The 11,784-nt window shown below is 67.2% G+C and carries 10 protein-coding genes; 7 read left to right on the forward strand and 3 right to left on the reverse strand.

What is annotated here, in order from left to right; all coding sequences use genetic code 11:
* Window positions 1-491 precede the first annotated feature (491 nt).
* The 3 genes from IGS68_RS03280 to secA form a co-directional block, all read right to left on the reverse strand.
* Window positions 492-992: a pyridoxamine 5'-phosphate oxidase family protein gene (locus tag IGS68_RS03280; protein ID WP_201077294.1), complete on the reverse strand. Its 501-nt coding sequence runs from the start codon at window positions 990-992 to the stop codon at window positions 492-494.
* A gap of 92 nt (window positions 993-1,084) precedes the next feature.
* On the reverse strand, window positions 1,085-1,489 hold the full coding sequence (locus IGS68_RS03285; RefSeq protein ID WP_201077295.1) for a hypothetical protein: 405 nt from the start codon (window positions 1,487-1,489) through the stop codon (window positions 1,085-1,087).
* A 184-nt stretch (window positions 1,490-1,673) separates the two neighbouring features.
* Complete coding sequence (gene secA, locus IGS68_RS03290; RefSeq protein WP_201077298.1) at window positions 1,674-4,388, reverse strand: preprotein translocase subunit SecA; 2,715 nt, start codon at window positions 4,386-4,388, stop codon at window positions 1,674-1,676.
* 329 nt (window positions 4,389-4,717) lie between these two features.
* Here secA and IGS68_RS03295 point away from each other — a divergent pair, with 329 nt between their 5' ends.
* The 7 genes from IGS68_RS03295 (at window position 4,718) to IGS68_RS03325 (ending at window position 11,727) form a co-directional block, all read left to right on the forward strand.
* Complete coding sequence (locus IGS68_RS03295) at window positions 4,718-5,896, forward strand: EF-hand domain-containing protein (RefSeq protein WP_201077300.1); 1,179 nt, start codon at window positions 4,718-4,720, stop codon at window positions 5,894-5,896.
* A 108-nt stretch (window positions 5,897-6,004) separates the two neighbouring features.
* Window positions 6,005-7,333, forward strand: coding sequence for an esterase-like activity of phytase family protein (locus tag IGS68_RS03300; protein WP_201077301.1), 1,329 nt, complete (start codon window positions 6,005-6,007; stop codon window positions 7,331-7,333).
* Between the two features lie 187 nt (window positions 7,334-7,520).
* Window positions 7,521-8,450, forward strand: a complete 930-nt coding sequence (locus tag IGS68_RS03305; RefSeq protein WP_201077302.1) for a peptidylprolyl isomerase — start codon at window positions 7,521-7,523, stop codon at window positions 8,448-8,450.
* 38 nt (window positions 8,451-8,488) lie between these two features.
* Entirely contained in the window at window positions 8,489-9,721 is a 1,233-nt protein-coding gene (argJ, locus tag IGS68_RS03310) for a bifunctional glutamate N-acetyltransferase/amino-acid acetyltransferase ArgJ (RefSeq protein WP_201077303.1), read from the forward strand.
* A 33-nt stretch (window positions 9,722-9,754) separates the two neighbouring features.
* A complete protein-coding gene (locus IGS68_RS03315; RefSeq protein WP_201077304.1) occupies window positions 9,755-10,192 on the forward strand; it encodes a (deoxy)nucleoside triphosphate pyrophosphohydrolase in 438 nt (145 codons plus the stop codon).
* A gap of 50 nt (window positions 10,193-10,242) precedes the next feature.
* On the forward strand, window positions 10,243-10,461 hold the full coding sequence (locus IGS68_RS03320) for a hypothetical protein (RefSeq protein ID WP_201077305.1): 219 nt from the start codon (window positions 10,243-10,245) through the stop codon (window positions 10,459-10,461).
* Between the two features lie 105 nt (window positions 10,462-10,566).
* Entirely contained in the window at window positions 10,567-11,727 is a 1,161-nt protein-coding gene (locus tag IGS68_RS03325; RefSeq protein ID WP_201077306.1) for an aminotransferase, read from the forward strand.
* Window positions 11,728-11,784: the final 57 nt, after the last annotated feature.

Raw genomic sequence — 11,784 nt, forward strand, 5'->3', positions numbered from 1 at the left:
GGAGCCCCGGTGAGACCTGTGAGACGATGGCCGGATCAAGTCCAGGGCTGTCCGGCACGGTACTTGCTGATCAACCATTAAGAACATTTCTAGCGACTGTTTTCTCCTTCAGTTCGTCATCCGCGGGCTTGACCCGCGGATCTCAAGGCACGGAGGCTCCGATGCTTCCCGTGAACGATGGCCGGATCAAGTCCGGCCATGACGAAAATGGAGTAATCTTACCTGTGACTAACCCTTTCGCATCGCGAGCAATCGCTGTGCCGGACAGCCGTGGATCAAGTCCGGCCATGACGAAAAAGGGATAGTTCTACCTTGAGTTGAGGCTTGTGAGCAGTACGCGACAACCGTGCCGGACAGCCGTGGGCTTGACCCGGTCACCCACGCGCGATCTCCATCAAGCCGGCTTGCACGTGGATGCGCGGGTCAAGCCCGCGCATGAAGAAAAAGAGTCATCGCGTGCGGCGGCCAGGGCCGATCCGCGGCCACCCGGCCTACATGTTGATCTTCTTGTTGTCGCCGGGATGGGGCGGCTCGCCGGTGAGCTTGGCCTTCACGTAGCCATAGGCATGGACCATCGCGCTGGACGGGCTGTCCCAATATTCCGCCTTCGTCACATGGACTCGAAGCAGGGCGATGTTGGGATCGTCCTTGCCCTTGGGGAACCAGGTGGCGAGGGGCTCGCTCCAGAGCTCTTCGATCTTCTGCCGGTCGCGGACGAGCTGGGCGGTGCCGGAGATCGAGACGTAGTTCTGGTCGTCGGGATCGGCGTAGCTCAGATTGACTTCATGGTGCTGGTTGACTTCATCCACCTTGTGGGTGTCGGCACCGGTGAAGAACCAGAGGTCGCCATCGAATTCGGATTGCTGGGCGACCATCGGACGGCTGCGGAGGGTACCGTCATCATCGATGGTGGTCATCATCGTGAAGCGGATGTCCTTGATCATCCCCCAGAGCTTCTTGATGTCGTCTGAATTCTGGGCGCTGGTAGCCATCGTGGCTCTCTCCGTTCCAATTGAGTATCGCACTTCAACAGGAGGAGAGCCGCGGTGTTCCCGACATGCGCCATGCGCCATGCGGCGGCGGATCAGAGCATCAGCGTGGGGAACGCCAGCAGCACGCCCAGCGCCGCGATCCCCAGCAGGGCGGTGGCGCAGTGGCCGTAATCGCCCGCCAGGGGCGGCAATGTGAACTCGACGCCGGCCCGCTTCAGCGCCTGCCGGGCGTACTTCTCCGGCTCCGGGCAGCGTACGCCGTCGATCCGGAACTTGGTCAGCATGTCGGAGAGGTCCTGGACGGCGGCCTCGCCGGGCAGGGTCATCAGCCGGCGGGCGGTCGAGACGGGCTCGCGGCCGCAGGCCTCCAGGGCGGAGCGCAGCGTGACAGGCCGGTTCGTGACGCGGGAGTTACCGATCCGGTGGGCGAGGAGCTTGCCGATGACGTCTTCGGACTGACGGGAAACTCCGGAAACACACGGGAAGAACGCGCGCATGAACCTGACCTCCGCTTGGGTGCATATGACCTATGGCGGAGATTGTGCGGCGCACAGACCGGTGCGACGTTGATCCATGTCAAGTTTTTGGAAAATCGTCGCAGGGGTCTTCAGTTACATTTTAGACTGTATGTCCAGACCGCCGGGGCGCACCGCTTGAAGCGCCCCGGTAATATCCGGCTGTTCAGGCGACCCGCCCGTGGCAGTGCTTGTACTTCTTGCCGGACCCGCAGGGGCACAGGGAATTGCGCGGCGTACGCGGGTCGATCTCGGCTTCGGAGCCGACCGACGCGGGCGCCACGCGCCGTACCATCCCGTCCGGCAGGGCCGCGTCGGCCGGAAGGGCCTCGGCGGCGGCAAGCGCGGGATCCTGGCGTGACTCGACGCCCTCGAACGGCGGCGGCTCCATGTCCTCGGGGTGGTTCACCCGCATCTCGACGTACGACAGCACGGTGGTGACCGTCTCGCGCAGGTGCGACAGCATCCCCTCGAACAGCTCGAAGGCTTCCCGCTTGTACTCGTTCAGCGGGTCGCGCTGGGCATATGCCCGCAGGTTGATGCCCTGGCGCAGATGGTCCAGGTGCAGCAGGTGCTCCTTCCAGGCCTGGTCGAGCAGCTGGAGCAGCAGGCTCTTCTCGGCCGCCCGCATCAGTTCGGGACCGTAATTGGCCGCCTTCTGCGCCATCTTCTCGTCGGAGGCGCGGCGCACCCGGTCCTCGATCTCCGCCTCCGCGATGCCTTCTTCCTTGGCCCAGTCATGGACCGGCAGGTCCAGGTTCAGGACCCGGCGGATCTCCTCGTGCAGGCCGTCGATGTTCCATTGCTCGGCATAGGCGTTCGCCGGGATGGCCTTCTTGACCATCTCCTCGATCACCTCGTGGCGCATGTCCTCGATGGTGCCGCCGATCTCCGGCGCGTCCATGATCTCGCGGCGCTGCTCGTAGACGACCTTCCGCTGGTCGTTCATCACGTTGTCGTACTTGAGCAGGTTCTTGCGGATCTCGAAGTTGTGCGCCTCGACCTTCTGCTGCGCCTTCTCCAGGGCCTTGTTGATCCAGCTGTGGACGATCGCCTCGCCTTCCTTCAGGCCCAGGCGCTGGAGCATGCCGTCCATGCGCTCGGACCCGAAGATCCGCATCAGGTCGTCGTCCAGGCTGAGGAAGAACTTGGAGGCGCCGGGGTCGCCCTGGCGGCCCGACCGGCCGCGCAGCTGGTTGTCGATGCGCCGGCTCTCGTGCCGCTCGGTGCCGATCACGAACAGGCCGCCGGCCTCCTTCACGATCTCCTTGTCGCGCGCGATCTCGGCCTGGATCGCGGCCGCGCGGCGCTCGCGCTCGGCCGGATCCTGGATGTCGGCCAGCTCCACCGCCAGGCGCATTTCCAGGTTGCCGCCGAGCTGGATGTCGGTGCCGCGGCCCGCCATGTTGGTGGCGATCGTCACGGCGCCGGGCCGGCCGGCCTGGGCGATGATCTGGGCTTCCTGCTCGTGGTAGCGGGCGTTCAGCACCGCATGCGGGATCTTCTTCTTCTTCAGAAGGTCGGACAGCACCTCCGACTTCTCGATCGACACGGTGCCGACCAGGATCGGCTGCCTGCGCTCCCGGCATTCCTCGACCAGGATCGCGATGGCGTCGAACTTCTCGCGGCCGGTGCGGTAGACCTCGTCGTCGAAATCCTTGCGCTGGACCGCGACGTTGGTCGGCATCTCGACCACTTCCAGGCCGTAGATCTCGGCGAACTCGTTCGCCTCGGTCATGGCGGTGCCGGTCATGCCGGACAGGCGCGGATAGAGGCGGAAATAGTTCTGGAAGGTGATCGAGGCCAGCGTCTGGTTCTCGCGCTGGATCGTCACGCCCTCCTTGGCCTCCAGCGCCTGGTGAAGGCCCTCGGAATAGCGCCGGCCCTCCATCATGCGGCCGGTGAACTCGTCGATGATGATGACCTTGTCATCCTTGACGATATAGTCCTTGTCCCGCTGGAACAGGGTGTGCGCCCGCAGGGCTTGGTTGGCGTGGTGGACCAGGCTGACGTTCTGTATGTCGTAGAGGTTGCCTTCCGTCAGCAGCCCCATCTCGCGCAGGGTCTGCTCGACCTTCTCCGTGCCGGCCTCGGTCAGGCTGACGGCCCGCACCTTCTCGTCCTTCTCGTAGTCCTCCGCGGACAGGTGCGGGATCACCCGGTTGACCGCGATATAGAGCTCGGAGCTGTCGGTCGAGGGGCCGGAGATGATCAGCGGCGTGCGCGCCTCGTCGATCAGGATGCTGTCGACCTCGTCGACGATCGCGAAGTTGAACGGCCGCTGGACCATGTCCTCCAGCCGGAACTTCATGTTGTCGCGCAGGTAGTCGAAGCCGAACTCGTTGTTGGTGCCGTAGGTGATGTCGGCGGCGTAGGCCATCTTGCGCTCGAAATCGTCCAGCCCGTGGACGATGCAGCCGACCGAAAGTCCCAGGAAGCCGTAGATCTTGCCCATCCAGCCGCTGTCGCGCCGGGCCAGGTAGTCGTTGACGGTGACGACGTGGACGCCCTTGCCGGCGATCGCGTTGAGATAGACCGGGAGCGTGGCGACCAGCGTCTTGCCTTCGCCGGTCCGCATCTCCGCGATCTTGCCCTGGTGCAGGACGATGCCGCCCATCAGCTGGACGTCGAAATGGCGCTGCCCCAGGACGCGCTTGGCCGCCTCGCGCACGGTGGCGAAGGCGTCGGGCAGGATGTCGTCCAGCGTCTCGCCCTTTTCGAGGCGCTCGCGCAGCCAGTCGGTGCGCATCCGGAGTTCGTCGTCCGACAGGCCGGCTACCTTCGGCTCCAGGGCGTTGATGACCTCGACCTGCCGCAGCAGCGCCTTCACGGTGCGATCATTCGCGGTGCCGAAAAGTTTACGGGCAATAGCACCGAACATTGAAACCTCGGGTTAGAGCAAAGAACGGTTTGAGCAAGAAACGGCTGGCGCACGATCCAGGGCGCCCGCTCGGCATCGGCCCGGGCATGGCACGGCCTTGACATAAGAGTGCGCGCAATGCCTGTCAACAAGCCTGCGGCTGCACCACCCTTGCGCCCGGAGCCATGCGCCCGGCGGCACCCGCGGCCTTCGGCAGGTGCGGCAAGCGTCTTAAGCGATCGTTAAGCCGTGTGGGACAAAGATAAGCCCGCGGAGAGGCTTTTCCAACCGCGCAGTAGGCGCAGGCAGCCGCTCCCCCGTCGTTATTGGCCCTTAGAAGGAGGCAGCCGATGGTCGGCATGATGGAAGTCCTGGCCCAAGCTCTGCCCGCGGGCCTCAAGCGCACCGTTCCCGGGCCGGCCCAGCCCCCGGTTCCCGCCAGGTCGGACGCTCCCGCGCGCCGGGATGCCGTTCCGGAGGCGGCTTCCAGGGCGTCCCGGAGCGACGATGTCCCGGGCGCCGCACCCGAGGCCGGCGCCGAAGCCAGGACGAATTCCGGAAGCGTCAAGGTCGAGCTCTCCGCGACGGCCATGCGGCTCTCCCAGGTCGTCAGCGAGAATTCCCGCCTCGCGCGGACCCCCCTGTCGGTCGGACGCGCCCGCGATCCCGAGCGGCCGCTGGACGCCATCCTGGACAAGGTGCGCGAGGACCTGATCAAGGTGTTCCGCATGTTCGGCCATTCCGCGGAGGAAAGCCAGAAGGCGGCCGAGGCGGTCGCCGGCAAGGCGCGGGAGGCGGCGGCCCGCGGCCCGGCGCCCGCGCGCTCGCCCGAGCCGGGGCAGGCTTCGACCAGCGTCTCGCTGGTCTTCCAGTCGGTCAACCTGAAGATCTCCAGCGAGTCCGGCAAGGTCGAGGCGTCGATCGAGATGGTCCGCCTGGACGCCGGCATGACGACCGGGGCCGCCCTCGCCGTCGGGCTGCTGGGCGGCGGCCAGGGCGACGCCGGCGCAGGCGGTGGTGGCGGCGGCGGGGGCGGCGGCGGCATCCGGCAGGTCGATCCGCTGGTGCTGGACCTGGACGGCAACGGCATCGACTTGACCACGGCGGAGACCGGCGTCCTGTTCGACATCGACGGCGACGGCGCGCGCGACCGGACCGCCTGGGTCGCGGGCAAGGACGCGTTCCTGGCGCTCGACCGCAACGGCAACGGCAGGATAGACGACGGCCGCGAGCTGTTCGGGGAGCAGAACGGCGCCTCCAGCGGGTTCGCCGAGCTTGCCCGCTTCGACCAGGACGGCAACGGCGTCATCGATGCACGCGACGCCGTGTTCAACTCGCTGATCCTGCTGCGCGGCGACGGCAGCATGTCGCGCCTGAAGGACGAGGGCATCTCCGAGATCCGGCTGGACCTCGCCATCCGGGTCGATCAGCGCCTGACCGGCGGCACCCTGGTCGGCCAGAGCGAGTTCGGCCGGGTCGACGGCCGCCGGGGCATGCTCGGCGACCTGCTGCTCGACGTGAAGATCTGATCCGGAGCCCGGCGCAGCCGCATGCAAATGTGTCATGCGGCTGTCATCCTCCTGCAATCCGGTGCGCCTAACGTCCGCGAACTTTTCTGAATGCGGAGATCCACCGGAATGCGCGCAAGCCTGCTCCCGATATCGGCCCTCATGATCGGCGCGCTGGCCGCCGTCCCCCTTCCCGCCGCCGCCCAGGCGCCCTCCGTGACCGTCCGGGCATATTCGAGCAGCGATCCGATCCTGACCCTGCGCAAGGTCGCCTTCGAGGGCGGCAAGACCCTGGACCTCTCCGTCGGGATCGGCAGCGGCGCGTTCCGCGGCAAGGGGGATCCCGCCGACATCTTCCACACGGTCAGCGACCGCGGTCCCAACTTCACCTGCGGCGACGCCGAAGGCATCGCCGGGGTCAAGGGCGAGCTGATCTGCGGCGACGTGAAGCGGGGCCGCATCTACCCGGTGCCGGAGTACAGCCCCTCGATCTACCGCATCCAGGTCCTGGGCGACGGGACCTTCCGCGTGCTCGACAGCATCTCGCTCAAGGATGCCCGGGGCAACCCGGTGGACGGCATGCTCAACCCGCTGACCGTCGCCTCGACCGAGCAGCCGCTGGACGCCAAGGGCGCCAGGCTGAAGCAGAACCCGGACGCCGTGGACGCGGAAGGCATCGTCCGACTGTCCGACGGCAGCTTCTGGATCGGCGACGAGAACGGGCCTTCCATCCTGCACGCCGCTCCCGACGGCCGCATCCAGGTCCGCCACGTCCCGGCCGGGACCGAGAAGGATTATGCCGGCGCCGGGTACGAGGTGAAGGGCACGCTGCCGGCCCTCCTGGCCAGGCGGGCGCTGAACCGCGGCATCGAGTCCATGGCGGTCTCCGAGGACGAGAAGTTCCTGTATTTCGTCCTGCAGAACCCGCTGGCCAATCCGGACAACGATACCTACGCCGACGCCGCCAACGCCCGGCTGTTCAAGCTGGACCGCGCGACCATGCAGGTCGCGGGGGAGTATGTCTACGTGATGGAGCCGACCTCGGCCTATCGGGGCGAGGAGAAGAAGAAGCAGAACACCGTGCGCATCAGCGAGCTGATGCACCTCTCCGGCGACGACCTGCTGATCCTGGAGCGGACGGAGCGGACCACCAAGATCTTCCGCATCGCCCTGGCCGGCGCCACCGACATCAAGGGCGGCAAGTGGGACGACGCGGCCACGGCCCCCTCGCTGGAGCAGGCCGACCTCGCCAGGGAAGGCATCGTGCCGGCCGCCAAGGCCCTGGTGCTCGACACCGCGGCCCATCCCGGGATCCCGCCCAAGGTCGAGGGCATGGCCCTTTTCGGCGACGGCGCGCTGATGCTGATCAACGACGACGATTTCGGCATCGAAGGCAAGCGCACCGCGGTCGTCAAGGTGACCGGACTCGGCCTGGACGCCCCCGGCGCAGGCAAATAAGGCGGCCGTCCGGACGATCCATGGCGGCGCTGTGGCGGGGTTCGGGCAATTGCCGGACCCCGGCAGTCCCGCCTTGCAAGCCGCCCCAAGCCGTGCTTAATCGCTGCGAAAGGGAAAAAGTGCGTGCGACTGCGGATTGCTGGCGCATGTCGCCGCGCCCGTCATTCCGCTGAATAAGGAACTTCTCATGCTCGCACGAGTCCTCCGCGTAGCCGCCGTCTCGCTGGCGCTCGGCGGTGCCGGCTTCGCCGCCCTGGCCCAGACCGGCACGACTCCTCCGGCGGATGCCGGCACCGGCGCCGGCGAGGATCCGGTGGTTGCCAAGGTCAACGGGGCCGAGATCAAGCGCTCCGAGGTCATGCGCACGATCGCGTCGCTGCCGCCGCAGGTGCAGCAGATGCCGGTGCAGATGATCTTCCCCGCCGTGATCGACCAGATCATCAACGGCAAGCTGGTGGCCGAGGCCGGCTACAAGAACAACGTGCAGAACGATCCGGAAGTGGCGGAGCGGATGAAGCGCGCCGAGGAGCGCATCGTCCAGGAGCTCTATCTGACCCAGGAAGTCCAGAAGCGCATCACCGCGGAGCGCCTCCAGGAAGCCTACAACCAGTTCAAGCAGGAGAACCCGCCGCAGGACGAGGTCAAGGCCAGCCACATCCTGGTCGAGTCCGAGGACGCCGCCAAGGCGATCATCGCCGACCTCAAGAAGGGCGGCGATTTCGCCAAGATCGCGGGCGAGAAGTCGACCGACAAGGCCGCGGCCCAGCAGGGGGGCGACCTCGGCTTCTTCACCAAGGACCAGATGGTCGAGCCGTTCGCCAACGCCGCCTTCGCCATGAAGCCGGGCGACGTCAGCGAGACCCCCGTCCAGACCCAGTTCGGCTGGCACGTCATCAAGGTCGTCGAGCGCCGCCAGAGCACCCCGCCGACCTTCGAGGAAGTTCAGGAGCAGCTCCGCAGCCAGGTTTCGGAACAGGTGATCGGCGAGCTGGTCGAGGACCTGCGCAGCGACGCCAGGGTCGAGCGCTTCCAGATGGACGGCTCGCCGATGCCCGAGCAGCCCGCCGCCACGCCCGGTTCCGCCGCCCCGGGCGCCGCCCCGGCGCCCAGGCCGTAACTTACCGACACTTCCACGACCCGAAAGCCACGACCACCATGGCACCGACCATCTCTCCCCTTGCACCCGGCGACTTCCCTTGGATGCCGGCAATATCCGGTGTCCGGCTGGCCACGACCAATTGCGGCATCCGCTACAAGGGCCGCGACGACCTGATGGTCGCCCTGCTCGACGCCGGCACGACGGTGGCCGGCGTGGTCACGCGGTCGCTGACCGCCTCGGCGCCGGTCCACTGGTGCAAGAAGAACCTGGCGGGTGGCAGCGCCCGGGCGATCGTGGTGAATTCGGGCAATTCCAACGCCTTCACCGGCAAGGCCGGCGAGGCGTTCGTCCAGGCCACGGTGGATGCGGCGGCCGCGCTCGCGGGCTGCGAGCCCGGCGAGGTGTTCGTCGCCTCCACCGGCGTGATCGGCCAGCCGATCCCGGCCGACGCCATCGCCCGGCACCTGCCGGGGCTGGCCAATTCCTTCGACGCCAACGGCTGGTTCCCGGCCGCCAAGGCGATCATGACGACCGACACCTTCGCCAAGGGCGTCACCCGCACGGCCAGGATCGGCGATACCACGGTGACCCTCAACGGCTTCGCCAAGGGCTCCGGGATGATCGCGCCCGACATGGCGACCATGCTGGGCTTCGTCTTCACCGACGCGGCGATCGCCGCCCCGGTCCTCCAGAAGCTGCTGGCGGAGGCCAACGAGCAGTCGTTCAACTGCATCACGGTGGACGGCGACACCTCGACCAGCGACACCGTGCTGCTGTGCGCCACCGGCCGGGCCGGCAACAAGCCGGTCACCAAGGCCGGCGACAAGTCGCTGGCCGACTTCAAGGCCCAGCTCAACGCGCTGATGGTCGACCTCGCCCAGCAGATCGTCCGCGACGGCGAGGGGGCGACCAAATTCGTCACCGTCCGGGTCGAGGGTGCCGCGTCGGACAAGGCGGCCAAGCGGATCGCGCTGAGCATCGCCAATTCCCCCCTGGTCAAGACCGCCATCGCCGGCGAGGACGCCAACTGGGGCCGCATCGTCATGGCGGTCGGCAAGGCGGGCGAGAAGGCCGACCGCGACAAGCTGCGGATCTCCGCCGGCGGCGTGCTGATCGCGGCCGACGGCATGGAGGTGCCCGGCTACGACGAGACGCCCGTCGTCGAGCACATGAAGGGCCGCTACATCGACTTCCTGGTCGAGCTGGGCATCGGGTCGGGCGCCGCGACGGTCTGGACCTGCGACCTGACCCACGGCTACATCGACATCAACGGCAGCTACCGGAGCTGAGCCGAAGGTGACGCTTCTTCCGGGTGGATCCCCATGAACTGCTTCGACCCCGACTCGACTCCGGAGCCCGGCAAGCCGGTGCTTCTGGTGGTCGCGGTGGCCCTGGTCGATCCGGACGGCCGCGTCCTCCTGGCCCAGCGGCCGGAGGGCAAGTCGCTCGCCGGCCTGTGGGAGTTCCCCGGGGGCAAGGTCCATGAGGGGGAGAGCCCGGAATACGCGCTGGTCCGCGAATTGCGGGAAGAGCTGGGGATCGAGACGGCGGGAAGCTGCCTCGCCCCCTTCACCTTCGCCTCGCACCGCTACGAGAGCTTCCACCTGCTGATGCCGCTCTATGTCTGCCGCGTCTGGCAGGGCACGGTCGCCCCGCTGGAAGGCCAGTCCCTGGCCTGGGTGCGGCCCAACGACATGGGCAAATACCCCATGCCCCCGGCCGACAAGCCCCTGGTCGCGATGCTGCGGGACCTGCTGTAGGATACGGCGTTTCATCCGCACAAGGTGCTCTTGGTTTGTAGGAGATCACGATGGGCATCAACGCGCGATACAGCGATGCCAGGACCGAGCTGACCGAGCGTGTGACCTTCAGCCGGGAGGAGGCGGAGCGCGCCTTGAGGAACAGGATCCGCGAAGGCGACCTGTCGGTCATCGATTATCTGACGAAGCACAAGGGCTACCGGGAAGAGCACGCGCAGGCTCTCGAACCGAAGTTCCGCGCCGCGATCTGCGGGGCCGAAGCGCCATAATCCCTGTATGGGAGAAGGGCGTCCGGGCGGCATAGCCCATCGACCCGCCGGGTCCGATCGGCTAAGTTCCCGCCTCCCGTGTCCACAGAAGCGCCCGATCCCATCATGACCGCCAAAGTCGGCAACCCTCTCTTCCGCGACATGCCCACCACCGTGTTCGAGGTGATGTCGCAACTGGCCCTCAAGCATCGGGCTATCAATCTGGGGCAGGGGTTTCCCGACGACCGCGGCCCGGCCGACGTGCTCCGGGCGGCGGCCGACGCGCTGCTGGACGGCTACAACCAGTACCCCTCCATGATGGGAACGCCGGAGCTTCGCCAGGCCGTCGCCGCCCACGCCCGCCGGTTCTACGGGCTGGAGGTGGACTGGGCGCGCGAGGTCCTGGTGACCTCCGGCGCCACCGAGGCGCTGGGCGCCTGCCTGCTGGGGCTGATCGAGCCGGGCGACGAGGTCGTCCTGTTCGAGCCGATGTACGACAGCTACCTGCCCATCGTCCGGCTGGCCGGCGGCATTCCCCGCATCGTGACGCTCAAGGCGCCGGACTGGAGCTTCACCCGCGAGGACCTGGAGCGGGTGTTCGGCCCGAAGACCAAGGCGCTGGTGCTCAACAACCCGCTGAACCCCGTCGGCAAGGTCTATTCCCGCGCCGAGCTGGAGCTGATCGGCGAGTTCATGCGGCGCTTCGACGCCTACGCGGTCTGCGACGAGGTGTACGAGCACCTGGTCTTCGACGGCGCCCGCCACATCCCGCTGATCACGATCCCGGGGCTGCGCGACCGCTGCCTGCGGGTCGGCTCCGCCGGCAAGACCTTCTCGCTGACCGGGTGGAAGATCGGCTACGTGACGGGGGTGCCGGAGCTGCTCCAGCCCGTCGCCAAGGCCCACCAGTTCATGACCTTCACGACCGCGCCCAACCTCCAGGCCGGGGTCGCCTATGGCTTGGCCAAGGAGGAGGCTTATTTCACCGGACTCGCCGCGTCGATGCAGGCCAAGCGCGACCGGCTGGCCGCCGGCCTGCGCGAGGCCGGGCTGTCGGTGCTGCACAGCGGCGGCACCTATTTCCTGATCGCCGACATCTCCTCCACCGGATTCGACGGCGACGACGTGGCCTTCTGCCTGAAGCTGACGGAAGAGGCCGGCGTCACCGCGATCCCGGTCAGCGCCTTCTTCGCCGAAAGCCCGGTGCGCAATTTCATCCGGTTCTGCTTCTGCAAGCAGGATGCGCTGCTCGACGAGGCCGTCGCCCGGCTCAAGCGCTATTTCTGAGGCGCATTTGAATGATTTGCGCCATAATCCGGCGCCATGATCCAGCAGGTGCCGCAC

Source organism: Skermanella sp. TT6, from assembly GCF_016653635.2.
In the GTDB taxonomy this organism is placed as follows: Bacteria; Pseudomonadota; Alphaproteobacteria; order Azospirillales; family Azospirillaceae; genus Skermanella; species Skermanella cutis.